Origin of the sequence: Mesorhizobium sp. J428 (assembly GCF_024699925.1) — a bacterium.
Classification (GTDB): Bacteria; Pseudomonadota; Alphaproteobacteria; order Rhizobiales; family Rhizobiaceae; genus Mesorhizobium_A.
Genome location: NZ_JAJOMX010000001.1, coordinates 3170174 through 3192625, shown reverse-complemented (window position 1 = coordinate 3192625; position 22452 = coordinate 3170174). Strand labels below are relative to the sequence as shown.

The 22452-nt window shown below is 67.0% G+C and carries 24 protein-coding genes and 1 pseudogene; 15 read left to right on the top strand and 10 right to left on the bottom strand.

The features are described from left to right. Positions 1-97: 97 nt before the first annotated feature. The 4 genes and pseudogenes from LRS09_RS16100 to msrB all read left to right on the top strand — a co-directional run bounded on the left by LRS09_RS16100 (position 98) and on the right by msrB (position 2730). Positions 98-637 carry a sigma-70 family RNA polymerase sigma factor gene (locus LRS09_RS16100; RefSeq protein WP_257810213.1) on the top strand — a complete coding sequence of 180 codons (540 nt, stop codon included), beginning with the start codon at positions 98-100 and terminating at the stop codon, positions 635-637. Beyond that, positions 634-1356, top strand: a complete 723-nt coding sequence (locus tag LRS09_RS16095; protein WP_257807824.1) for an anti-sigma factor domain-containing protein — start codon at positions 634-636, stop codon at positions 1354-1356. Before LRS09_RS16100 ends, LRS09_RS16095 begins: the two co-directional genes overlap by 4 nt. Positions 1357-1485: 129 nt before the next feature. Further along, positions 1486-2044 (top strand): annotated as a pseudogene (locus LRS09_RS16090) (fasciclin domain-containing protein). Positions 2045-2232: 188 nt separating this feature from the next. After that, positions 2233-2730 carry a peptide-methionine (R)-S-oxide reductase MsrB gene (gene msrB / locus LRS09_RS16085; protein WP_257807822.1) on the top strand — a complete coding sequence of 166 codons (498 nt, stop codon included), beginning with the start codon at positions 2233-2235 and terminating at the stop codon, positions 2728-2730. A 1-nt stretch (position 2731) separates the two neighbouring features. Here msrB and LRS09_RS16080 read toward each other — a convergent pair whose 3' ends face one another. Next, complete coding sequence (locus LRS09_RS16080; RefSeq protein ID WP_257807821.1) at positions 2732-3184, bottom strand: PaaI family thioesterase; 453 nt, start codon at positions 3182-3184, stop codon at positions 2732-2734. Continuing rightward, complete coding sequence (locus LRS09_RS16075; RefSeq protein ID WP_257807820.1) at positions 3181-4107, bottom strand: LysR family transcriptional regulator; 927 nt, start codon at positions 4105-4107, stop codon at positions 3181-3183. Before LRS09_RS16075 ends, LRS09_RS16080 begins: the two co-directional genes overlap by 4 nt. Positions 4108-4220: 113 nt before the next feature. Between LRS09_RS16075 and LRS09_RS16070 the strand changes: the two genes are divergently transcribed. Continuing rightward, a complete protein-coding gene (locus LRS09_RS16070; RefSeq protein ID WP_257807819.1) occupies positions 4221-4709 on the top strand; it encodes an SRPBCC domain-containing protein in 489 nt (162 codons plus the stop codon). 30 nt (positions 4710-4739) lie between these two features. Here LRS09_RS16070 and yihA read toward each other — a convergent pair whose 3' ends face one another. Continuing rightward, a complete protein-coding gene (gene yihA / locus LRS09_RS16065; RefSeq protein WP_374684920.1) occupies positions 4740-5408 on the bottom strand; it encodes a ribosome biogenesis GTP-binding protein YihA/YsxC in 669 nt (222 codons plus the stop codon). 221 nt (positions 5409-5629) lie between these two features. Here yihA and LRS09_RS16060 point away from each other — a divergent pair, with 221 nt between their 5' ends. Further along, positions 5630-6415, top strand: coding sequence for a phytanoyl-CoA dioxygenase family protein (locus tag LRS09_RS16060; protein WP_257807817.1), 786 nt, complete (start codon positions 5630-5632; stop codon positions 6413-6415). 31 nt (positions 6416-6446) lie between these two features. Here LRS09_RS16060 and LRS09_RS16055 read toward each other — a convergent pair whose 3' ends face one another. Beyond that, the gene (locus tag LRS09_RS16055) at positions 6447-7646 is read right to left on the bottom strand and encodes an MFS transporter (protein WP_257807816.1); all 1200 of its coding nucleotides are present in this window, start codon (positions 7644-7646) and stop codon (positions 6447-6449) included. Between the two features lie 265 nt (positions 7647-7911). On the opposite strand from LRS09_RS16055, the gene LRS09_RS16050 reads away from it, so the two are divergent. Next, positions 7912-9438 (top strand): UxaA family hydrolase, encoded by a 1527-nt coding sequence (locus LRS09_RS16050; RefSeq protein WP_257807815.1) that lies wholly within the window; start codon positions 7912-7914, stop codon positions 9436-9438. A 60-nt stretch (positions 9439-9498) separates the two neighbouring features. On the opposite strand, the gene LRS09_RS16045 is transcribed toward LRS09_RS16050, so the two are convergent. From LRS09_RS16045 to hemN, 3 genes are all read right to left on the bottom strand, one after another. Continuing rightward, complete coding sequence (locus tag LRS09_RS16045; protein ID WP_257807814.1) at positions 9499-10083, bottom strand: gamma-glutamylcyclotransferase; 585 nt, start codon at positions 10081-10083, stop codon at positions 9499-9501. Positions 10084-10310: 227 nt separating this feature from the next. Further along, positions 10311-12398, bottom strand: a complete 2088-nt coding sequence (locus LRS09_RS16040) for an ATP-dependent helicase (RefSeq protein WP_257807812.1) — start codon at positions 12396-12398, stop codon at positions 10311-10313. Between the two features lie 44 nt (positions 12399-12442). Beyond that, entirely contained in the window at positions 12443-13789 is a 1347-nt protein-coding gene (gene hemN, locus LRS09_RS16035; RefSeq protein ID WP_257807810.1) for an oxygen-independent coproporphyrinogen III oxidase, read from the bottom strand. Positions 13790-13928: 139 nt separating this feature from the next. Here hemN and LRS09_RS16030 point away from each other — a divergent pair, with 139 nt between their 5' ends. From LRS09_RS16030 to map, 3 genes are all read left to right on the top strand, one after another. Next, positions 13929-14666 carry a Crp/Fnr family transcriptional regulator gene (locus tag LRS09_RS16030; RefSeq protein ID WP_257807808.1) on the top strand — a complete coding sequence of 246 codons (738 nt, stop codon included), beginning with the start codon at positions 13929-13931 and terminating at the stop codon, positions 14664-14666. A 110-nt stretch (positions 14667-14776) separates the two neighbouring features. Then, complete coding sequence (locus LRS09_RS16025) at positions 14777-14989, top strand: ParD-like family protein (protein ID WP_085463946.1); 213 nt, start codon at positions 14777-14779, stop codon at positions 14987-14989. After that, positions 14986-15768 carry a type I methionyl aminopeptidase gene (gene map, locus LRS09_RS16020; protein WP_257807806.1) on the top strand — a complete coding sequence of 261 codons (783 nt, stop codon included), beginning with the start codon at positions 14986-14988 and terminating at the stop codon, positions 15766-15768. The genes LRS09_RS16025 and map overlap by 4 nt, the downstream gene beginning before the upstream one ends. Here map and LRS09_RS16015 read toward each other — a convergent pair. Continuing rightward, positions 15765-16283, bottom strand: a complete 519-nt coding sequence (locus LRS09_RS16015) for a DUF2239 family protein (RefSeq protein ID WP_257807804.1) — start codon at positions 16281-16283, stop codon at positions 15765-15767. The genes map and LRS09_RS16015 overlap by 4 nt on opposite strands. A 117-nt stretch (positions 16284-16400) precedes the next feature. Here LRS09_RS16015 and LRS09_RS16010 point away from each other — a divergent pair, with 117 nt between their 5' ends. Continuing rightward, positions 16401-16736: a GIY-YIG nuclease family protein gene (locus LRS09_RS16010; RefSeq protein ID WP_257807803.1), complete on the top strand. Its 336-nt coding sequence runs from the start codon at positions 16401-16403 to the stop codon at positions 16734-16736. Here the strand turns inward: LRS09_RS16010 and LRS09_RS16005 are convergent. Next, positions 16719-17249, bottom strand: coding sequence for a hemerythrin domain-containing protein (locus LRS09_RS16005; protein ID WP_257807802.1), 531 nt, complete (start codon positions 17247-17249; stop codon positions 16719-16721). The genes LRS09_RS16010 and LRS09_RS16005 overlap by 18 nt on opposite strands. A 148-nt stretch (positions 17250-17397) precedes the next feature. On the opposite strand from LRS09_RS16005, the gene ccoN reads away from it, so the two are divergent. The 4 genes from ccoN to ccoP are packed head-to-tail and all read left to right on the top strand — an operon-like array spanning position 17398 to position 20782. After that, on the top strand, positions 17398-19014 hold the full coding sequence (ccoN, locus tag LRS09_RS16000) for a cytochrome-c oxidase, cbb3-type subunit I (RefSeq protein WP_257807801.1): 1617 nt from the start codon (positions 17398-17400) through the stop codon (positions 19012-19014). Positions 19015-19023: 9 nt separating this feature from the next. Continuing rightward, positions 19024-19755, top strand: coding sequence for a cytochrome-c oxidase, cbb3-type subunit II (ccoO, locus tag LRS09_RS15995; protein ID WP_257807800.1), 732 nt, complete (start codon positions 19024-19026; stop codon positions 19753-19755). 9 nt (positions 19756-19764) lie between these two features. After that, entirely contained in the window at positions 19765-19917 is a 153-nt protein-coding gene (locus LRS09_RS15990) for a cbb3-type cytochrome c oxidase subunit 3 (protein WP_085463940.1), read from the top strand. A 1-nt stretch (position 19918) separates the two neighbouring features. Continuing rightward, the gene (gene ccoP, locus LRS09_RS15985; protein WP_257807798.1) at positions 19919-20782 is read left to right on the top strand and encodes a cytochrome-c oxidase, cbb3-type subunit III; all 864 of its coding nucleotides are present in this window, start codon (positions 19919-19921) and stop codon (positions 20780-20782) included. Between the two features lie 89 nt (positions 20783-20871). Here ccoP and LRS09_RS15980 read toward each other — a convergent pair whose 3' ends face one another. Then, positions 20872-22293, bottom strand: coding sequence for a sodium:alanine symporter family protein (locus LRS09_RS15980; RefSeq protein ID WP_257807797.1), 1422 nt, complete (start codon positions 22291-22293; stop codon positions 20872-20874). Between the last annotated feature and the right edge of the window lie 159 nt (positions 22294-22452).

Here is a 22452-nt window from a genome sequence, read left to right as displayed (position 1 = left end):
GACCGCGCGCGAACTTGGCAATGAAGCGGAAAAAATCCGCGTCGGACGCGCACCGTCGCCCGTTGCAAATGTCCCGCAAGGCCCTAACTTGGCCGCGATGACGCCTCAGGACATCACGAAGTTGATCGTGCGCACCTCGATGAAGGATCGCGCAGCGTTCGATCTGCTCTACCGGCAGACGAGCGCGAAACTCTTTGGCGTCTGTCTGCGTGTCTTGAACGACCGGACGGAGGCCGAGGAGGCGCTGCAGGAGGTCTACGTCAAGATATGGACCAAGGCCGACCGTTTCGCCGTCTCCGATCTCAGCCCGATCTCTTGGCTGGTCGCCATCGCTCGCAACCATTCGATCGACCGGATACGGCAGAGGCGGCGACCGGCGGTCGACCTGGACGAGGCGCTGGACGTCGCCGACCCGGCGCCGGGACCTGAAGCGCTGGCGGTGGCCGGCGGCGAACGTGACAGGATATTCTCCTGCCTCGATGAACTGGAAAAGGACAAGGCAGCCGCCGTGCGCGGTGCCTACATTGCGGGTGAGAGCTATGCGGATCTCGCCGCGCGGTACAAGGTTCCGCTCAACACGATGCGTACCTGGCTGCGGCGCAGCCTGTTGAAACTCAGGGAATGCCTGGAACGATGAACGGCACCGACGACAGCGAGAGGGAACTCGGAGGCGACGACGCCGTCGCCGCCGAATACGTTCTCGGCACGCTCGGCGCCGAGGACCGCGCGGCCGCCGCGCGCCGCATCGAAGAGGACGCCGGCTTCGCACGCTTGGTCGACCGCTGGGAGGTGACACTCGCGCCGATGGGAGACGCTTACGCGCCGGCGGAGCCTCCGGCCGCGGTGAAACAGGCGCTCGACCGCCGCCTCTTCGCGAATGCCGCCACGCCCGCCGCCGCAAGGGCCGGCCTCTGGCAGAGCCTCGCCTTCTGGCGTGGGCTGACGGTGGCGGCGCTCGCAGCACTCGCCCTGTATATCGCGCTCCCCCTCGTGTCGCCGCCGCCTCAGGTCGAGCCCGCCGGGCGGCTGGTCGCCTCGCTCGCCCCGCAACAGAGCGACGTGCATTATTTCGTCGTCTACGACGCCCGTGCGAAGGACATCGGCCTGTCGCACGTGACGGGCGAGCGCGCGGCAGATCGCGACTTCGAACTCTGGGTGATCGAGAACAACCAGCCGCCGCAGTCGCTCGGCGTCATCCCCGCCGGATCGAACGTGCACCTCGCCGTCTCGCAGGACCTTCAGCAAAAGATCGCCTCCGGCGCCGTCTTCGCCATCAGCCTCGAACCCAAAGGCGGCTCGCCCACCGGCGCGCCGACCGGACCGGTAGTCGCGGCGGGGGATTTGCGGAGCATCTGAGACGGGCGCTCGACCGGCGAATGAACCCGATCACGCGACCGTGACCGCACCTCCGCGAAACTTTGTCTCCCTGGCTTCCGTAGCTCCCTGCATCCCCAGCCCGGGGAACAACCCAAGGAGAGTCACGCCATGCGCAAGTTCACGTCTTCCGTCCTCGCCTCCGCTGTCGCCTTCGCCGCCCTTGCCGGCGTCGCCCATGCCGCCAATCCGATGGTCGGCGGCGCGCCGATGTATGCCGAGAAGAACATCGTCGAGAACGCGGTCAATTCCAAGGACCACACCACGCTCGTCGCCGCGGTGAAGGCCGCCGGCCTGGTCGAGACGCTGCAGGGCCCCGGCCCGTTCACGGTCTTCGCGCCGACCAACGAGGCCTTCGCCGCGCTGCCGGCCGGCACGGTCGACAACCTGCTCAAGCCCGAAAACAAGGAGATGCTGACGAAGGTGCTGACCTGCCACGTCGTGGCGGTTGACGCCATGTCGGACGCGATCGGCAAGATGATCAAGGACGATGGCGGCACGCATCCGGTCAAGACCGTCGGCGGCTGCACGCTGCAGGCCAAGATGGACGGCGACAAGATCACGCTCACCGACGAGACCGGCGGCGTGGCCACCGTCACGATCGCCGACGTCGACCAGTCCAACGGCGTCATCCACGTCATCGACAAGGTATTCTCTGCCGAAGATGTGATTCCCGTCGCTCGCGCAGGGTCCATCGCACCCCCGAGAGCCTGCGCGATCGTCCGGCGCTCCCTCTTCCGCGCGTGTCGCGGAGGGCGGAGCGCCGTCTTTCTCCGGATACAGGCGCGGGCAGCTCAAGCTGAGTTGATTTCGCCGTGACGGCCGCGCCAATGTAGAAGCGGCCTGGAGGAGCACACCATGAACAGACGCGCGTTCCTGTATCTGTCCGCTGGCGCCGCCGCGGTTCTCGCCGGCGGCTCAATGCTGCGTGGCCGTGGCGGATCCGCGATGGCCGCCGAATTCGAGATCACCAAGACCGAAGCCGAATGGAAGGCGCAGCTGCCGCCGGACGTCTACCAGGTGCTGCGCCACGAAGACACGGAGCGCGCCGGCACCAGCCCGCTCAACCACGAGAAGCGCAAGGGCCTGTTCCACTGCGCCGGCTGCGACCTGCCGCTCTATTCGTCTGACGCGAAATACGAATCCGGCACCGGCTGGCCGAGTTTCTGGGAGTCCCTGCCGAATGCGATCGGCACGCGGGAGGACCGTTCCTTCTTCATGACGCGCACCGAATGCCACTGCCGCCGCTGCGGCGGCCATCTCGGCCATATCTTCGACGACGGCCCGCAGCCCACCGGCATGCGCCACTGCATCAACGGCCTGGCGCTGACCTTCCACCCGGCGCAGGGCGCCTGATCTACTTGCGCTCCATCACGAGCAGCGACGACGTCGCCGTTGCGTAGACCGTGCCGGCGGCGTCGACCAGCCGCCCTTCCGAAAAGGCGGCGCGGCGGCCCATCTGGATCACCTTTCCCTCGGCCCGCACCGGGCCGGTATTGGCGGTCATCGCCTTGAGATAGCTCACCTTCAGTTCGAGCGTGGTGTAGGCCTGCGCCGCGCTCAGCTTGGTGTGCACGGCGCAGCCGCAGGCCGAATCGAGCAGCGTCGCTGCGTAGCCGCCATGCACCATGCCAATCGGGTTGTAGACATGCAGCCCCGGCGTTCCCTCGAAGACGACGAAGCCGTCCTCGATCACCGTGAGGCGGAAGTCCATCGTCGTGGCGATCCCGGCGCGCCTGCCCGAGGCCATGATGGCGCGCAACTGCTCGATGCCCGACAGTCCCGCGCCCAGTTGCTCGGAGAGATTCATGCGTCGTTCTTCCCTCTCGCCGGACGCCGCCCGGTCTTCGCATAGGCCGGCAACTCTGCCGCCAGATGGTCGAACAGCAGCCGCACGCGCCTCGAATAGCGCAAGTCCTCATGCATCGCGAGCCACATGTCGAGGCTGAAGTGGAACAGGTCGGGCAGGACAGGCACGAGGTCCGGGTCGCGTGCGGCCACGCCGTGCTGGCAGATGCCGATGCCCACGCCGGCGCGGACGGCCGCGAGCTGGCCGATGTCGCTGTCGCAGCGATAGGAAAACAGCTCGCGCGACACCGGCTCGCCGCCGATGCGGATCGCCTCCAGCGCCGCATTATCGCGGTCGACGCCCACCACCGTATGCGTCGCAAGCTCGGCCGCAGTCTGCGGCACGCCGCGGCGCGCGAGATAATCCCGCATCGCATAGAGACCGATGCCGACCGCGCCCAGATGACGCGCGACCAGCGCGGCCTGGCGGGGCCGCACCATCCGCACGGCGATATCGGCGTCGCGCCGCAAGAGGTCCTCGTTGCGGTTCGACAGCACCACCTCCAGCACGATGCCCGGATACCGCTCACGGAAGCGGGCGAGCATCGGCGGCAATACCTCGATGCCTATCATCTCGCTCGCCGCCAGCCGCACCGTGCCACGCTCGCCCTCAGCCTCGCCCGACGCGGTCCGCAGCAGGCTGTCGGCGGCGGAAGCCATCGCCTCCGCATGCGGAACCAGCGACAATGCGAGCGCCGTCGGCTGGAGCCCGTGCTGCGAACGCACGAACAGCGGCTCGCCCAGCGCCTCCTCCAATGCGTCGACATGCCGGCCGAGCGTCGGCTGGGTCAGCCGCAGCGACCGCGCGGCCGCCGACAGCGAGCCCGTGCGCGCCACGGCAAGGAAGCTGCGCCAGAATTCCCAGCCGAGATCGGACGTTGTCATACGTTTCTGTATATCATCCAAACAGATTTCCACAATTTTCGTATTGGCCAGTTCGTCCTAGGTTTTGTCCAGGGTGCAGCGCATCCACTGGATCGAACCCGAAGGACCCTGCCATGAAGACGCTTCTCCTCTCCGCCGCCGCCGTGGTCGCCGCGCTCGGAGCCGCTTTCGCGCTCGCCCCCCGCAACGACGTCCGCACCGAAGTGATGATCGACGCGCCGCCCACAAAAGTCTGGTCGGTGCTGACCGACGGCGCGGCCTATCCGGAATGGAACCCGTTCATCGTTGCCATGAAGGGCACGCCGGAAGTCGGCGCGACGCTCGAAAACACCATGCAGCCGGCGGGCGGCAGCGCCATGACCTTCCGCCCGACCGTGCTCGCCGCCGAAAAGGACAGGGAGCTGCGCTGGCTCGGCCGGCTCGTCTTCCCGCGAATCTTCGACGGCGAGCACTATTTCCTGCTGGAAGAGACCGCGACCGGCACCCGCCTCGTCCACGGCGAGGCGTTCAGGGGCGTGCTTCTCTGGGCGATCGACACCAACCGCTTCCGCGCCGACTTCGAGCGCATGAACGCCGCGCTCAAGGCGCGGGCGGAGGGATGAGCCTTTGACGAGGCGATCGGGACTGCGCCGTCACCCGCCGCTGGCCGCCAGCAGGATTGCGTCGCGCAGTTCCTGCATGCCCTCGCCCTTTTCCGACGAGGTGGCGATCACCGTCGGGAAGGCGGCGGGGCGCTTGCGAATCTTCTCCAGCGTCCCGGCCACCAGCTTCGGCACGGCCGGCGGCTTGATCTTGTCGGTCTTGGTCAGCACGATCTGATACGACACCGCCGCCTTGTCGAGCAGCGACAGGACCTCGTCGTCGATCGCCTTCACGCCGTGACGCGAATCGATCAGCACGTAGACGCGCTTCAGCGTCACGCGGCCCTTCAGATAATCGAAGACCAGCTTCGTCCAGGCGTCCACCTGCGCCTTCGGCGCCTGCGCGAAGCCGTAGCCCGGCATGTCGACCAGCGCGATCGGCGGCAGGTCGGCGCCCTCGCCCGAATGGCCGTCCGGCACGAAGTAGTTGAGCTCCTGCGTGCGGCCCGGCGTGTTGGAGGTGCGCGCCAGTCCCTTCTGGCCGACCAGCGCATTGATCAGCGACGATTTGCCGACATTGGAGCGGCCGGCAAAGGCGATCTCCGGTGGCCCTTCCGGCGGCAGGAACTTCATCGCCGGCACGCCGCGGATGAACACCCACGGCCGCGCGAACAGCCCGTCTCCTCCCGCCAGTTCCGCCCTGTCTTGTGCCGTCACGATTGTTGCTCCGTTGCGCCCGGCATCGGGTCTGGGCCGCGACTTGTCAACCTCGGCAATCAAATCCGTGCCTTGCCGGCACGCCCCGCCCACCCTAGAATGCCTGCATGATGTTCATGTCCAGCTTTTTCCCGATCATCTGACCCGCGCATGAGCCGGGGCGCGGAAACGCGCCGAGATGATTTGCCGGAGCCGCGAGGCGGCCTCCGAAGGAGAAGCATGGAATGCCTGCAATCAATCAGCAAGGCCCGGGCGCGGCCCAGGTCGAACACTTCGTCGAACGCGGCTATCTGAGTCTCGCCGGCGCATTCGGCGCCGATCTCGCCGCCGAGGCCCGCGACATCCTCTGGAAGGCGATGGGCCTGTCGCCGGACGAGCCCGCCGGCTGGACGAAGCCGGTCGTCCGGCTTCCGTTCATGACGGCGCCGCCTTTCGTGGCGGCGGCGAACACGCCGGCCCTGCACGCCGCGCACGACACGCTTGTCGGCGCCGGGCGCTGGATCGCGCCGGCGGGCCTCGGCACATTTCCCGTCCGTTTCCCCTCGCCCGACGATCCCGGAGATGCGGGGTGGCACGTCGATGTAAGCTTCGGCACCGACGCTCCGGACTTCATGCAATGGCGGGTCAACGTCAAAAGCCGCGGACGGGCGCTGCTCATGCTGTTCCTGTTCTCGGACGTGACGGAGGCCGACGGCCCGACGAAGATACGAGCCGGGTCGCATCTCGACATCGCACGGCAGCTCCTGCCGCGCGGGGAGGACGGCATGACGCTGGGCGAGCTCGCCGCGGACGGCTTCGCGTCGACGGCGCACTGCGACGAGGCGCTGGCGACTGGCGAGGCCGGCACGGTCTATCTCTGCCATCCCTTCCTGGTGCACTCGGCCCAGCCGAACCGCGCCGGCCGGCCCCGCTTCATGGCGCAGCCGCCGCTTCTGCCCAGCGGCGAGTTCGATCCGGCACTGCCGCCGTCGCCTGTCCAGCTGGCGATCAGGCGGGCCTGCGGTCTTTAGGCGACAGCCGCCCGGGCGCCGTCCCGGGCGGCTATAGCCCCTTCGGCACATATGTCCACGTCAGCCAGCCGCAGAAGGCGAGGAACAGCCCGAGCGTGGCGAACACGCCGCCGAGCCCGGTGAACGCCAGCACCACGGAATAGACCAGCGGCGGCAGGAGTTCCGAGAGGTCGAGATAGGTGCGGTAGACCGCCGACATCTGCGGTCGTTCGTGCACCCGCACCGCGCGCATGAAGACGGTGGAGCCGAGCGCATCCAGCGCGATGACGAAAAACGCCGTGAGAAGCAGGCAGCCGCCGGCCGCAAGCGGTGCGACCTCGCCGAACGCGGCGGCCGCGAACAGCATCAGCGACGCCGCGGCGAAGGCGAAGGTCATGGTCGGCCGCGCACCGAAGCGCCGGCCGGCCTTGCCCCAGAGCAGCGCGGAGAACAGCAGCGCGTTGCCGGCCGAGACCAGCATGCCGCCCGCGAGGCTGCCCTGCCCCGTCGCCACCATCAGGATCGGACCGTAGACGAAGAAGGTGGTCCAGAAGCAGGAGCGGCCGAAGGCGATCGCCCAGGCGAGCCGCAACCGCGGCTGCGCCAGGAAGCGGCCGATATTGGCGAGCGGATTCGTCGGTTTGGCCACGCCCGGCCGGATCGCCTTGTCGTCGCTCAGCCGGAAATACCAGAACAGAGCGAGCAGGATGGCGCAGAACATCACCACCACGCCATAGGCTGCCCACAGGCCGAAATGGCTGTAGAGAAACACGCCGATCGTCGGGCCGCCGGTCCAGGCGAGCGTCGACCACGCCATGCGCATCGATTCGGCCTCGATAAACCTGGTCTTGGCGATGTGGTCCATGATGTAGAGGTTGAGCGTGATCGACAGCGCGCTCGCCCCCATGACGCGGAACAGCATGCCGAGAAGCTGGCCGGCCAGCGTATCGGTCAGGAACATCGCCGCGCCGATGGCGAGCGAGACGACGCCGGCGGTGTAGACCCAGCGCCTTGCGAAGCGGACGATCAGCATCGGCATGAAAAGCGTCACCGACAGGCCGGTCAACGCCACGAAGGTGTAGAGCAGCGAGACGGCCTGCTTGTCGTGCAGCAGCTCGTAGGCCTGGATCGGGATCACGCTGGCGACGGACGCGCGCGCAAAGGATTCCACCGCATAGAGCAGCGCAAAGGTACTTGCCCCCGGCGCCCTGACGGCGGGAAGCCAGATCGGATGGCGGACTTGCGTCGACATGGCAGGACTGACCCGGAATCGTGCAGGATGCTGGCAAGCCCGCCGCCGCGAAAGTGTCGCGAAACCGACCTGCACGGCGCCAAATGCGAAGCCAGCGGGCCTGTGCGGATGGGCCAGCGCAATCCGCCGGGCGTCATGCCCTCCGTCTTCGCGCGCGGCCATTCGATCTGCGACCACCCTGCCGCTTGCGCACGGCCAGCTCACGCAATACCTTTCGAGCAAACTACCATACAAGTTTGCAGGGCAACCGCCCGGGGAGCGCAGCGTGGACAGCAGAACAGCCAGGACCCTGCGGCTCGGCGCCGACGACAATGTGCTGATCGCCGTCGAGCGCATCGAGGCCGGCGAGACAGCCGCCGAAGGCATCGTTGCGCGCGCAAGAATTCCCTTCGGGCACAAGATGGCGAGCCGGGCGATCGCGAAGGACGCAGTGGTCCGCAAGTTCGGCCAGATCATCGGCTTCGCCAGCCAGCCGATCGAAAAAGGCGACTGGGTGCACGAGCACAATGTCTATCTCCACGATTTCGAGCGCGACTATCAGTTCTGCGCCGACGCGCGGCCGGAAAACGTGCTGCCGGTCGAGGAACAGTCGACCTTCGAGGGCTTTCGCCGCGAGAGCGGCCGCGCCGGCACCCGCAACTATCTCGGCATCCTCACCAGCGTGAACTGCTCGGCCTCGGTCGCCCGCTTCATGGCGGAGGCCGCGCAGCGCTCCGGCCTGCTCGACGCCTTTCCAAACGTCGACGGCGTCGTCTCCTTCACCCACGGCACCGGCTGCGGCATGGCCGGCTCAGGCGAGGGCTTCGACATCCTGCAGCGCACGCAATGGGGCTATGCCGGCAATCCGAACCTCGGCGCGGTCCTGCTGGTCGGGCTCGGCTGCGAGGTGTTCCAGATCGGTCGGATGAAATCGACCTATGGCATTTCGGAAGGCGACACCTTCCGCACCATGACCATCCAGGACACGGGCGGCACGAAGAAGACCATCGAACATGGCCTGGCGCGCATCCGGGAAATGCTGCCTGCGGTCAACGCCGCGCAGCGCGAAACGCTACCGGCCTCGCAGCTGACGCTGGCGCTGCAATGCGGCGGCTCGGACGGCTATTCCGGCATCACCGCCAATCCGGCGCTCGGCGTCGCGGCCGATATCCTGGTCAAGAACGGCGGCACGGCCATCCTCTCCGAGACGCCGGAGATCTATGGTGCGGAACACCTCCTCACCCGCCGCGCTCGCACCCGCGAGGTCGGGGAAAAGCTGGTCGAGCGCATCCATTGGTGGGAGGACTACACCAGCCGCCTCGACGGCGAGATGAACAACAACCCCTCGCCCGGCAACAAGGCCGGCGGGCTGACCACCATCCTCGAGAAATCGTTGGGCGCCGCCGCCAAGGGCGGCTCGACCACGCTCAACGCCGTCTACGAATATGCGGAACCCGTCATCGAGAAGGGCTTCGTCTTCATGGACACGCCCGGCTACGACCCGGTGTCCGCCACCGGTCAGGTCGCCGGCGGCGCCAACATCATCTGCTTCACCACCGGCCGCGGCTCCGCCTATGGCTGCAAGCCCGCCCCTTCGATCAAGCTCGCCACCAATACACCGATGTACGAGCGCATGATGGACGACATGGACATCAACTGCGGCGACATCCTTGAGGGCGTCGGCGTGGCGGAGAAGGGTCGGCAGATCTTCGACGAGATCCTCGCCGTGGCGTCGGGCAAGAAGTCGAAGTCGGAAGAACTCGGCTACGGCGACAACGAGTTCGTGCCCTGGCAGATCGGGGCGGTGATGTAGGGAACGTCGGCCAGCCTGGCGGGATATGGCGATACGGCATCATCCGGTGCCGCCGTCGGGCTACCGCCCGCCCTTACCCTGGGAGGCGATGATGTGCTCGGCGACCCGGGCCTGAATGGCCCAGAGGTTCCGGTCATATATGCCGTGCTCGTGCAGCTTGCTGACCGTGCGTTGGAGATATGTCGCCGCCGATCCCCAATGCCCCGCCGCGCGCGCCAGTATCGCGGAGACTTCGTCGCGGTCCCGCCTGCCCGCATAGGCCGGCCCCTTCCGGTCGGCCACAAAGGTCAATGCGCGTACCGCCCCGCGCTCTGTCCGGACGGTGATCCAGCGTGGCACATTGGTCGGGGGGTTGCCATCGATCTCGCGCTCCAGCAATCGCGCAACCTGCGACTGGTGATCAGCGTCCGGCAGGCGATAGGCGATCCCGTTGCACGTGCCGCCACGGTCGAGCGCCATCATCAAGGTTGGCAGGTCCCGCGTGCCGCGCCAGCGCGTCATCGCGATGCAGAATGACCGGTGCCAGCCCTTGGCGATCGCCGGGCGGGACTCGATGATGTCGAATTCGGGATTCCAGATCAGCGAGCCGTAAGCGAAGACCCACAGTTCCGACGGCTTTTCGGCCGAGACGAGGTCGCCCGCCATTGCGAAGAACTCGTCCGCACTGTGGTCGACAGTGCCCGGCTCAGGTCCGGGATCCGGCTCGGTCCTCTCGACCAGCGAGACCAGTTCCTCCGTTAAGGTGAGACGACGTCCCGCAGCCCTCATAGTCGCCCCCTCAGCCGCCAAGCTCGGCGAGCATACCGCCTGCGGCTCGCGTCGCGCAAGGAACCTGCCGCGCTGGAGACCGGCGGGTTCTGTCCTACTCAGCCCTACCGCCACATCCCCCGCATCTTCGCCTTCAGGTCCACCCTGACATCCGGCTGCGGCCCCCGTCCCTGCGCGGCGGACGGCGGCGGCCAGGCGGAACGCGTGAACTGTCCGAGGATGTGGTCCGGGATGAAGCGGGTGCGCGCGGCGTAGACGTGGCGGTCGCCGCGCGAAGCCTGGCCGTGCACGAAGAAGCGTTGAGGTGCCACCAGCGACAGCGAATCCTTCGCCCGCGTCATCGCGACATAGAGCAGCCGCCGCTCCTCCTCGATCTCCTCCTTCTCGCCCACCGCGAGGTCGATCGGGATGCAGCCGTCGACTGCATTGAGCACGAACACATTGGTCCATTCCTGCCCCTTGGCCGAATGGATGGTCGACAGGATAAGATAATCGTCGTCGAGATGCGGCGGCCCCGCCTCGTCGCTCACGGCATCCGGCGGGTCGAGGGTGAGGTCGGTGAGGAAGCGTTCGCGCGAGGGATAGCCGGCCGCGATCTGCTCCAGCTGCAACAGGTCGGCGCGGCGCACCGCCGCGTCCTCGTGCGTCCGCTCCAGATGCGGTTCGTACCAGAGGCGGGCGCGCTCCAGATCGGCCGGCCATGCCGGCTTCTGGCGCAGCCCCGAAAACAGCGCCGCGAAGTCCGGCCAGTCGGTCTCGGCGCGCGCGGGCGGGCGGAAGAACTGCAGCCCCAGCGCCGGATCGAGCGCGCGCTCCATCGCTTCCATCGCATTCGCCGCCGCCGACGGGCCGATGCCCGGCATCAGCTGCAGCACGCGGAAGCCGGCGACGCGGTCGCGCGGGTTCTCCGCGAAGCGCAGCACCGCCAGCATGTCCTTCACATGCGCGGAATCGAGGAACTTCAGCCCACCGAACTTGACGAAGGGGATGTTGCGGCGCGTCAGTTCCACCTCCAGCGGACCTGAATGATGCGCGGCGCGGAACAGCACCGCCTGGCTCTTGAGGGCAATGCCTTCCTCCCGCGCCTCCAGGATCTTCTCGCAGACGAAATTCGCCTGCCCCGCCTCGTCGCGCACGGTAACGATCGCCGGCTTCTCGGCCGAGCGGCGGTCCGTCCACAGCGTCTTGGCGAACCGCTCCGGCGCCTCGCCGATCACCGCGTTGGCGGCCGACAGGATCGCGTCTGTGGAGCGGTAGTTGCGGTCGAGCGTGACGACATCCGCCGGCTCCGGAAACAGGTTCGGAAAGTCGAGGATGTTGCGCACTTCGGCCGCGCGGAAGGAATAGATCGACTGCGCGTCGTCGCCCACCACCGTGAGCCCGCGCCCGTCCGGTTTCATCGCGGTCAGGATCGCCGCCTGCAGCCGGTTCGTGTCCTGGTATTCGTCGACCAGCACGTGGTCGAAGCGGGAGCCCAGATGTTCGGCGATCGCCGGCTCGGCGCACATCTGCGCCCACCAGAGCAGCAGGTCGTCGTAGTCGAGCACGTTCTGCGCCTGCTTCGCATCGACATAGGCCGCGAACAGCCGCTTCAGCTCGTCCGCCCAGCCGGCGCACCACGGGAAGTATTTCCCCAGCACCGGCTCCAGCTCCGCCTGGCCGTTGACCGTCCGGGAATAGATCGAAAGGCAGGTGCCCTTGGCCGGAAAGCGGCTCTCGGTCTTCGACAGGCCGATCTCGTGCCGCACCAGATTCATCAGGTCGGCCGAATCCTCTCGGTCATGGATGGTGAAGGCCGCGTCGAGCCCGATCTCCAGCGCATAGTCGCGCAACAGCCGCGCGCCGACGGAATGGAACGTGCCGGCCCAGGTCAGCCCCTCCGTCAGCGTCCGCGCCCGGTCGCCCATCACCTCCGCGGCGATCCGCTCGACGCGCTTGCTCATCTCGCCGGCCGCCCGGCGCGAGAAGGTCATCAGCAGGATGCGGCGCGGGTCCGCGCCCTTGACGATCAGGTGCGCGACGCGGTGCGCCAGCGTGTTGGTCTTGCCGGATCCGGCGCCGGCGATGATCAGCAGGGGCGCGGCCACGCCGCCGTCGCCATGCTCCACCGCCTGGCGCTGCCCGTCGTTGAGGCGGGAAAGATAGTCCTTCACCGGAGCAGCGGCGGTCGAATCACGGACGGCGAGGTTCATGCCGCCATGAAGCATCGTTCATGGCTTGTTCGCAACGCGTCCGGCTAAACCGCCAGCGAATGCCGCGCCGTGCCGCGCGCGAGATAGGCGTCGAAGCGCGCGGCGATCGTGCGCACATAGGGCCGTGCACCGGCGGGGACGACGTAGCTGCCGCCCTTCTCGCGCAGCGCGTCGCGGTCGGTCTGCGCAAGCAGCGCCGCCTCCGAAAGCACCGGCGCGCAGGCCCGGCCGAAGCGCGCCAGCGCCTCCTCCGACGAGAAGCCGAACTCGCACATCAGCCGCTCGATCACCCAGGAGCGCACCTTGTCGTCCTCCGTCAGCTCGACGCCGCGGGCGATCGCCAGATGGCCGGTATCGACCTGGCGCTGGTAGTCCAGCGTTGAGGCGATGTTCTGCGCATAGCCCTCGCGGTAGCGGCTGACCGAGGAGGGGCCAAGTCCGATCAGCGTCTCGCAGGGGTCGTCGGTATAGCCCTGAAAATTGCGGTGCAGCCGGCCGGCCTGCGCCGCCAGCGTCAGGCTGTCCGACGGCAGCGCGAAATGGTCGATGCCGATCGGCGCGTAGCCGGCCTCCATCACCAGCCGCGCGGCGGCCAGCGACTGCTCCAGCCGCGCCGCGCCGTCCGGAAGCACCGCCTCGTCGATCATCGTCTGGTGCTTCTTGAACCAGGGCACATGCGCATAGCCGAACAGCGCGATCCGGTCCGGCCGCAGCGTCAGTGCCTGGCCGACGGTCGCCATGACGCTGTCGACCGTCTGGTGCGGCAGGCCGTAGAGCAGGTCGAGGTTGAGGGAGCGGACGCCGCGGTTGCGCAGGCCCTGCACGATCGCGCGCGTCAGCTCGAAGGACTGCTCGCGGTTGATCGCGCGCTGCACCCTGGGGTCGAAGTCCTGCACGCCAAGGCTGGCGCGCGTCAGCCCAGCGCCGGCCATCACGTCGAGCTTCTCCTCCGTCATGTCGTTGGGATCGATCTCGACCGAAAGCTCGGCCGTGTCGGCGCCCTTGAAGCCGGCCCTGATGCGGGCCATCAACTCGCGGAAGTCGGCGGGCGCCAGCATGGTCGGCGAACCGCCGCCGAAATGGATCGCGGCGACGCGGGTGCGCGTGCCGATGCCCGCCGCGACGGTCTCGATCTCGGCATGCAGCGAACGCAGGAAGCGGGAGACGGGCTCATAGCGCAGCGTCTGCTTGGTGTGGCAGGCACAGAACCAGCACAGCCGGTCGCAGAACGGGACATGGAGATAGAGCGACACCGCGTCGCCGTCGGGAATGGCGTCGATCCAGCGCGTCACGGCCTCCTCGTCGATCCCGGTGTGGAAATGCGGTGCTGTCGGATAGCTGGTGTAGCGCGGCGCGGTCTCGGCAAGGCGGCTGGTCTGGGCGAATGTCACTGCCTGATCCTCTGTTCGCCTGACAGATGCACCATTCGCACGCCCCGCACGTTGACGTGGATCAAGGTCCGGACGGGTCTGACAGTCTGCCGCAGCGCGAAAGCCATTCCGAGGTGTTAACTCAAAGGCAGAGGCGATGATGGGCACGCAGAACCTGAGAAAAGACGTACACACCGACGGAACGCCCGTGCTCTGTCTGTCCTGCGAGGCGCGGCACCGCGGCATCTGCGGCGCGCTGACGCCCGAGCAGCTTACCGCATTGTCGAAGACCTCGTGGAAGCACAAGGCAGCCGAGGGACAGGAGCTCGTTGCCGACGCCGAGCGGATCGAGAGCTATTCGAACATCCTGTCCGGCGTGGTGAAGCTCACCAAGACGCTCGCCGACGGGCGGCAGCAGATCGTCGGCCTGCAGTTCGCGCCCGACTTCCTTGGCAGGCCCTTCAAGTCCGAGAGCCGGATCACCGCCGAGGCTGCCACACCGGTGCTGCTGTGCTCTTTCCCGAAGTCCACGATCGATCGGATGATCCGTGAATCGCCCGGCCTCGAACACAGGCTGCTCGAGCAGACGCTGAAGGAACTCGACGAGGCGCGCGACTGGATGGTCACGCTCGGCCGCAAGACCGCAGCCGAGAAGGTCGCGAGCTATCTCCTGATGATCGCGCGCCATATCGATCCGACCGCCGAGCCGGACAGCGCATCGGCAACCTTCGACCTGCCGATGACGCGCGCCGACATCGCCGACTTCCTCGGGCTCACCATCGAGACGGTCAGCCGGCAGATCACCAAGCTCCGGACCGACGGGGTGATCGTCATCGAAAGCAACCGCCACGTCTTCGTGCCGAACCTGGAACGGCTGGAGATAAGGGCGGGGAGCTGAGCGGCGGGCCACTGCTTGCGTAGCACCCCAAGCTAGGCCGAACGCCCCCTTGGAATCTTTCCATACGATCTATATACGCTATATATACGAACCATATATGGAGCGCCCCGATGGGCATCGTGAACATAGACGACGATCTGCACGACCAGCTGCGCCGGGCGAGCAAGGTGTCGTGCCGGTCGATCAATGCGCAGGCCGTCTACTGGATCAGGATCGGCATGCTGTGCGAGACCAATCCGACGCTCAGCTTCGGCGAGATCATCGCGCGCGAGCTCAGCTCCGCCGGCGTCTCGGCGCAGTCGCTGGCGGTCGGCGAAGCATGACCAAGCAGCCGCAGGAACTCGCGCTGCTGGCCGAATCCGGCCGGCTGCTCGCCTCCGTCTTCGAACTCCTCGACCGCACCCCGCTCGCCGGCCTGTCGACGCTCGAAGTCAACGACATGGTCGAGCATTTCATCGTCCACGACCTCCAGGCCCGCCCCGCGAGCAAGGGCCAGTACGGCTATGGCTTCGTGCTGAATTCCTCGCTGAACGAGGTGGTCTGCCACGGCGTCCCGTCGCAGGCGGACGTGTTGCGCGACGGCGACATCGTCAATTTCGACATCACGCTGGAGAAGAACGGCTACATCGCGGATTCCAGCAAGACCTACCTCGTCGGCGAGGTGAACCCGGCCGCGAGGAAGCTGGTCCAGACCACCTATGAGGCGATGTGGCTGGGCATCCGCGCGGTTCGCCCGGGCGCGCAGCTTGGCGACATCGGCTGGGCGATCGGACGGCACGCCAAGAAGAACGGCTATTCCGTCGTGCACGAATATTGCGGCCATGGCATCGGCCGCCAGATGCACGAGGAGCCGCAGGTCGTCCACTTCGGCAAGCCGGGAACAGGCCTCACGCTGCGCGAAGGCATGGTCTTCACCATCGAGCCGATGCTCAACCGCGGCCGCCGCAGCGTCAGGACCGAGGCCGACGGCTGGACCGTCGTGACGCGCGACGGATCCCTGTCCGCCCAGTTCGAGCATACCGTCGCCGTCACCGCGTCCGGCGTCTCCGTGCTGACACTGCGCGCCGGCGAACCGGGAGCAGCGATGCGGTCCGCGGCCTAGCCGGCCGGCGCCACCCGGCGCACGAAATCCCGGATGTCGGGCGGCCATGCCCCGGTCAGCTCCCGAAAACGCTCCGCCTCCCCCGCATAGAGCGCCCGCACCGCCTCCTCGTAGCCGGGGCGGTCGCCGGCGAGCGTGGTCATGGCGCGGTAGGCGGCCTCGCGCACGGCATGCGCGGCCTGGGCGTCCGACCGGCGTGCCTCCTCGACCAGGCGCCGCAGCGTCACCGAAGCGCCGCCCGGCTGTGCAGCGAGCCAGTCCCAATGGCGAGGCAGCAGCGTCACCTCCCGCGCCGAGACGCCGAGCTTCGGCCGGCCCCGCCCGCGCGCCGGCTGCGCCGACTCTTCGCGCAGGTCGACGTCGACCACGCGGCCGTCGGCGTCGTCCAGGGCGAGGAAGATCCTGCCGGGATCGGACTGCAGCGCGGCGCGAACCCAGCGGCCTGCCTCGTCGGCCGGGCCGGAGAAGGCGATCCTGTCGCCCTCGAAAACCGTCAGTCTCTGGCTGTCGTCCATGTTCGTCTCCTGCCGCCTTCTAACGGCCCGGATTTAGTGTGTCAATTTTTATCCGGGTAATATTGACAGTTTCCGCGACTGCCCCTATCTGCCACCGTCGAGAGAAGGAGTTCTGCCATGGAACGCGAAGCCAGGCGCGCCGCGGTCGCGGCCTACAAGAAGCGGGAAAGCACTGCCGCCATCTATGTCGTGCGCTCGGCCGGCTCGGGCGAGGCGTGGGTCGGGCACACGCCCGACATCGACATGATCCGCAACCGCATCTGGTTCACGCTGCGCGCCGGCAGCCACATGAACAAGGCGCTGCAGGCGGCGTGGAAACGCGACGGCGAAGACGCCTTCTCGCTCGAACCGCTTGAACTGGTAGATGACGATACGCTCGGCTTCACGGCCGACAAGGTGCTGCGCGCGAAGGCGGCGGACTGGCGGGAGAAACTCTCAGCCGGCGCGATCTAGGCTGTCGAGAGGGCCGATCGTGGGCATGATGTGCTCGCGCTCGAAGGCGACGTGGCGGCGCATCGCCTCGAACAGGGCCCTCAGCATGAAGCCGAGCGCCTCCGGATTGCCGATCTCGCCGCCATGGCCGACCCGCAGCAATTCCTCGGACACGTCGGCCGCCGCGCATTCGTCGGCCAGGTGCTCGGCCTTGAGCCGCGCCACCGAACTCGCCCTGCCCGGCGCGGCCGAGGCCGTCTCGAAGACAGGGAAGATCCTGCTCTCCTCGATCGCATGGCTGCGGCGGATGGCCGGCGCCAGGATCGCGCCGACGCGCAGGCATTCGAAGCGGTCGACCTGTCCGGGCAGTGAATCGGCGATCGCCTCCAGCGCATCACACAGTGCCAGCTTCTCGTCATGGAGGTGCGAGACGTCCTCGCACGGCATGGCCTGATCGGGCACGCAGGCGGCCGACAGAGGGCATGCGGGCGACGCGCCGCACCCCTCGGCAGGCTTCGACCTCGTGATGTTCATCGCGGACTCCGGCTGATGCAGGCGATGCGCGACTGTGCAGCGCGTGCGGCGGAGCGACCTTGACATGGATCAAGGCATCGCCCGCCGCTCCGCGCGATGAGGCTCCCGAAGCATGGGCCCGTCCCATGCGTAAAGCCGGGGACCTTCCATGAGATACGGACCACACATCATCGGCGTTGGGCTCTTCGCCTTCGTCGCGCTGCTCGGCGCGGCTTTCGCCACCGACAACCTTTTCGCACAACACATGTGGGTGCTGTTCTTCGTGCTCGGTGCCAGCACGATCGTGCTGATGCGCACGACAGCGCTTTCGCCGGCCGCCACCGTCGACAAGTCCGCCTATCTGGACGGGCCGATCCGCTACGGCGCGATCGCCACCATGTTCTGGGGTGTCGTGGGCTTCCTGGTCGGCGTCGTCGTGGCGCTCCAGCTCGCCTATCCCGACCTCAACATCGAGCCCTGGTTCAATTTCGGCCGCATGCGGCCGCTGCACACCTCGGCGGTCATCTTCGCCTTCGGCGGCAACGCGCTGATCGCGACATCCTTCTACGTCGTGCAGCGCACCAGCCGCGCCCGCCTGTTCGGCGGCGACCTCGCCTGGTTCGTCTTCTGGGGCTACCAGCTCTTCATCGTCATGGCCGCCACCGGCTACCTGCTCGGCATCACGCAGGGCCGCGAATATGCCGAGCCCGAATGGTACGTCGATCTCTGGCTGACGATCGTCTGGGTTGCTTATCTCGTCGTGTTCCTCGGCACGATCCTGAAGCGCAAGGAACCGCATATCTACGTCGCCAACTGGTTCTACCTGTCCTTCATCGTCACCATCGCGATGCTGCACGTGGTGAACAACCTGGCGATCCCGGTCTCGATCACGGGTATCAAGAGCTACTCGGCCTTCTCGGGCGTGCAGGATGCGCTGACCCAGTGGTGGTACGGCCACAACGCGGTCGGCTTCTTCCTCACCGCCGGCTTCCTCGGCATGATGTACTACTTCGTGCCGAAGCAGGCCAACCGCCCGGTCTATTCCTACCGGCTGTCGATCATCCACTTTTGGGCGCTGATCTTCCTCTACATCTGGGCCGGCCCGCACCACCTGCACTACACGGCGCTGCCCGACTGGGCGCAGACGCTCGGCATGGTGTTCTCGATCATGCTGTGGATGCCCTCGTGGGGCGGCATGATCAACGGCCTGATGACGCTCTCGGGCGCCTGGGACAAGATCCGCACCGATCCGATCATCCGCATGATGGTGATGGCGATCGCCTTCTACGGCATGTCGACCTTCGAGGGTCCGGTGATGTCGATCAAGGCGGTCAACTCGCTCAGCCACTACACCGACTGGACCATCGGCCACGTGCATTCCGGCGCGCTCGGCTGGGTCGGCCTGATCTCCTTCGCCGCCATCTACTACATGGTGCCGAAGCTGTGGAACCGCGAGCGGCTCTACTCGGTGCGCATGGTGACGTGGCACTTCTGGCTCGCCACCCTCGGCATCGTGGTCTACGCGGCCGTGATGTGGGTGTCGGGCATCATGCAGGGCCTGATGTGGCGCGAATACGATGATCAGGGCTTCCTGGTCTACTCCTTCGCAGAGACAGTCGCGGCCATGCATCCCTACTACGTCATGCGTGCGCTCGGCGGCGCTCTCTATCTCGTCGGCGCGCTGATCATGGCCTTCAACATCACGATGACCATCCTCGGTCGTCAGCGCGAGGAGGAGCCGATCGGCGGTCGCTCACCTTCGCCTGCCCTCCAGCCTGCCGAATAGGAGCCGACCATGGCACTGATTGAAAAGCATGCCATCCTCGAGAAGAACGCGACGCTCCTGCTCGTGGGTTCTCTCCTGGTGGTCACCGTCGGCGGCATCGTCGAGATCGCGCCCCTCTTCTATCTCGAGAACACCATCGAGAAGGTGGAGGGGATGCGGCCCTACTCGCCGCTGGAGCTCGCCGGACGCAACATCTACATCCGCGAGGGCTGCTACGTCTGCCACTCGCAGATGATCCGTCCCTTCCGCGACGAGGTCGAACGCTACGGCCATTACAGCCTCGCGGCGGAATCGATGTACGACCATCCCTTCCAGTGGGGCTCGAAGCGGTCGGGGCCGGACCTCGCCCGCGTCGGCGACCGCTACTCGAACGAGTGGCACGTCCAGCACCTGACCGAGCCGCGCTCGGTGGTGCCGGAATCGATCATGCCGAGCTACGCCTTCCTGTCCTCGGCGACGATCGACCCGGCGACGATCTCGACGCATCTGGTGGCCAACACCCGCGTCGGCGTGCCCTACAGCGAGGAGATGATCGACAACGCCCAGGCGGACTTCCTCGCCCAGGCCGACCCCAACGCCGACACGTCCGGCGTCACGGCGCGCTACCCGAAGGCGAAGCTGGGCGACTTCGACGGCAACCCGGCCGCTGTCACCGAGATGGACGCGCTGGTCGCCTATCTCCAGATGCTCGGCACGCTGGTCGACTTCTCGACCTACGACGACACCGCCGGCGCGCGATAGGAGGCGATCATGGAAACCTACACCGTGATGCGCGAATTCGCCGACAGCTGGGCCCTCGCCGCGATGACCGTCTTCTTCATCGGCGTGATCCTCTTCGCGTTCCGCCCCGGCAGCCGCAAGGCTTCCGAGGAAGCGGCGCAAATCCCTCTCAAGGACGACTGACATGAGCGAGAAGCACATCGACGAACTTTCCGGCGTCGACACGACCGGACACGAGTGGGATGGCATCAGGGAGCTGAACAATCCCCTGCCCAGGTGGTGGGTCTGGACCTTCTACGCCACGATCCTGTGGGCGCTTGCCTACACCATCGCCTATCCGGCCTGGCCGATGCTCACCTCCGCCACCAAGGGCGTGCTTGGCTATTCGAGCCGCGTCGAGATCAAGAACGAGCTCGCGGCGGCGCAGGCCGCCAAGGGCGACTATGCGGCGGCAATCGCGTCGAAGCCGATCGACGAGATCCTGGCCGACGAGAAGCTGAGGCTGTTCGCCACCTCGGCCGGTGCCGCTGCCTTCAAGGTCAACTGCGTCCAGTGCCACGGCTCGGGCGCGGCGGGCTCGGCGGGGTATCCGAACCTCAACGACGACGACTGGCTGTGGGGCGGCAAGCCGGAGGATATCCTGACCACGATCAGCCACGGCATCCGCTTCACCGCCGACGACGCGACGCGCTTCTCCGAGATGCCGGCCTTCGCCGACGCCCTCGACAAGGAGCAGATCGCGGCCGCCGCGGCCTACGTCGTCTCCCTCAGCGGCACGCCGTCGAACCCCGCGCTCGTCGAGCCCGGCAAGACGGTCTTCGCCGACAACTGCGCCTCCTGCCACGGCGAGGACGCCAAGGGCATGCGCGACCTCGGCGCACCGAACCTGACGGACGCGATCTGGCTGCGCGGCAAGGACGAGGCGGCGATCGCCGCGCAGATCGCTGCGCCGAAGCACGGCATCATGCCGGCCTGGGCCGGGCGCCTCGGCGAGGCGACGGTCAAGGAACTGACGGTCTACGTCCATTCGCTGGGCGGCGGCGAATAGCCGACGGAGGGCATTTGTGAGGGCGATTGCCCTCCGGCATCCGACCAGCGCAGAGGCCCGGCATTCGTGCCGGGCCTTTTGCTTTGGCGTCAGGATTTCTGCGACCAGATGTCGGCCTCGATCTGCCCCTTCAGCTCCGGATACATCGACGCGTCGAAGGTCGGCTGCCGGCCTTGCTTCTTCTGATCGAAATAGTCCTTCGTCAGCTTCGCCACCGTCCCCGACAGCAGCACGATCGCGATCAAGTTGATCGTCGCCATCAGCCCCATCGACGCATCCGCCGCGTCGAACACGGTCGCGACCGTCTGCAGCGATCCCCACAGCACCATCGCGAGCACCGCTGCGCGCAGGATCATGATGGGCGTTCCCGTGCCTGCGCCTAGGAAGGTCATCGCATTCTCCGAATAGGAGTAGTTGCCGATGATCGAGGTGAAGGCGAAGAAGAAGATCGCCACCGCGATGAAGGCGACGCCGGCCGAGCCGATATGCGCCTGCATGGCCGCCTGGGTCAGCTGCGTGCCGGTGACGCCCGAGTCCGGCACCAGCGCGCCCGACAGCAGGATCATGACGGCGGTCGCCGTGCAGATCAGGATCGTGTCGATGAACACGCCCAGCGCCTGCACGAAACCCTGCGAGGAGGGATGGTGCGGGTCGGGCGTCGCAACGGCGGCGATGTTCGGGGCGGAGCCCATGCCCGCCTCGTTGGAGAACAGTCCGCGCTTGACACCATTCAGCATCGCTGCGGCGAGCCCGCCGGTGAAGCCGGCCGCCGCCTCGCCGATGCCGAAGGCGCTGCCGATGATCGTGCCGAGGACGCCCGGAATGTCCGCGAAATGGACGATCAGCACGTAGATCGCCATCAGCAGATAGACGACGGCCATGAACGGCACGACGATCTCGGCGACCCTGGCGATCTGCTTGATGCCGCCGAAGATCACAACACCGGTAATCGCCGCCACGGCGATGCCCGTCGCGAGCTTCGGCAGGCCGAAGGCACCTTCCATCGCGTCGGCGATCGAATTGGCCTGCACGGCATTGAACACGAGCCCGAAGGCGAGGATCAGGCAGATCGAGAAGATTGCGCCCGCCCACGGCACGCCGAGGCCGCGGGCGATGTAGAAGGCGGGTCCGCCGCGATACTGTCCCTCCTCGTTGCGCACCTTGTAGAGCTGCGCCAGCGGCATCTCGGAATAGGCGGTGGCCATGCCGACCAGCGCCACCATCCACATCCAGAAGATCGCGCCCGGCCCCCCGAGATAGAGCGCCACCGCGACGCCGGCGATGTTGCCGGTGCCGACGCGCGAAGCGAGGCTGGTGCACAGCGCCTGGAAGGGCGTGATGCCGGCCTTGTCGGCGGCGTTGGAGCCACGCACCGCGCGGAACATTTCGCCGAAATGGACGAACTGAATGAATTTCAGCCTGACGGTGAAGAACACGCCCACCGCCAGCAGCCCGTAAATGAGAACGTAGCCCCAGAAAATCGTATTCAGGAAACCGATTACAGCAGTCATTTGGCACCCCTCGGTCTGCATGGGAATGAAGCCTCCCATCCGCACTTTGTTTGAGGATGTTAGCGGTGTCCACGCAGAACTTGCATGTTGATCCTGATCAAGGCTCCCCGCCGCCGCGCATGCGATTGGTCGGGCACAGACCAGCCCTCGCCTGTGTGA

Bases quoted from the DNA above. Each gene is read 5' to 3' on its own strand.
- LRS09_RS16100 (WP_257810213.1), top strand. From the start codon at position 98: ATGACGCCTCAGGACATCACGAAGTTGATCGTGCGCACCTCGATGAAG.
- LRS09_RS16095 (WP_257807824.1), top strand. From the start codon at position 634: ATGAACGGCACCGACGACAGCGAGAGGGAACTCGGAGGCGACGACGCC.
- msrB (WP_257807822.1), top strand. From the start codon at position 2,233: ATGAACAGACGCGCGTTCCTGTATCTGTCCGCTGGCGCCGCCGCGGTT.
- LRS09_RS16080 (WP_257807821.1), bottom strand. From the start codon at position 3,184: ATGAATCTCTCCGAGCAACTGGGCGCGGGACTGTCGGGCATCGAGCAG.
- LRS09_RS16075 (WP_257807820.1), bottom strand. From the start codon at position 4,107: ATGACAACGTCCGATCTCGGCTGGGAATTCTGGCGCAGCTTCCTTGCC.
- LRS09_RS16070 (WP_257807819.1), top strand. From the start codon at position 4,221: ATGAAGACGCTTCTCCTCTCCGCCGCCGCCGTGGTCGCCGCGCTCGGA.
- LRS09_RS16060 (WP_257807817.1), top strand. From the start codon at position 5,630: ATGCCTGCAATCAATCAGCAAGGCCCGGGCGCGGCCCAGGTCGAACAC.
- LRS09_RS16055 (WP_257807816.1), bottom strand. From the start codon at position 7,646: ATGTCGACGCAAGTCCGCCATCCGATCTGGCTTCCCGCCGTCAGGGCG.
- LRS09_RS16045 (WP_257807814.1), bottom strand. From the start codon at position 10,083: ATGGCGGGCGACCTCGTCTCGGCCGAAAAGCCGTCGGAACTGTGGGTC.
- LRS09_RS16040 (WP_257807812.1), bottom strand. From the start codon at position 12,398: ATGAACCTCGCCGTCCGTGATTCGACCGCCGCTGCTCCGGTGAAGGAC.
- LRS09_RS16030 (WP_257807808.1), top strand. From the start codon at position 13,929: ATGGGCACGCAGAACCTGAGAAAAGACGTACACACCGACGGAACGCCC.
- LRS09_RS16025 (WP_085463946.1), top strand. From the start codon at position 14,777: ATGGGCATCGTGAACATAGACGACGATCTGCACGACCAGCTGCGCCGG.
- map (WP_257807806.1), top strand. From the start codon at position 14,986: ATGACCAAGCAGCCGCAGGAACTCGCGCTGCTGGCCGAATCCGGCCGG.
- LRS09_RS16015 (WP_257807804.1), bottom strand. From the start codon at position 16,283: ATGGACGACAGCCAGAGACTGACGGTTTTCGAGGGCGACAGGATCGCC.
- LRS09_RS16010 (WP_257807803.1), top strand. From the start codon at position 16,401: ATGGAACGCGAAGCCAGGCGCGCCGCGGTCGCGGCCTACAAGAAGCGG.
- LRS09_RS16005 (WP_257807802.1), bottom strand. From the start codon at position 17,249: ATGAACATCACGAGGTCGAAGCCTGCCGAGGGGTGCGGCGCGTCGCCC.
- ccoN (WP_257807801.1), top strand. From the start codon at position 17,398: ATGAGATACGGACCACACATCATCGGCGTTGGGCTCTTCGCCTTCGTC.
- ccoO (WP_257807800.1), top strand. From the start codon at position 19,024: ATGGCACTGATTGAAAAGCATGCCATCCTCGAGAAGAACGCGACGCTC.
- LRS09_RS15990 (WP_085463940.1), top strand. From the start codon at position 19,765: ATGGAAACCTACACCGTGATGCGCGAATTCGCCGACAGCTGGGCCCTC.
- ccoP (WP_257807798.1), top strand. From the start codon at position 19,919: ATGAGCGAGAAGCACATCGACGAACTTTCCGGCGTCGACACGACCGGA.
- LRS09_RS15980 (WP_257807797.1), bottom strand. From the start codon at position 22,293: ATGACTGCTGTAATCGGTTTCCTGAATACGATTTTCTGGGGCTACGTT.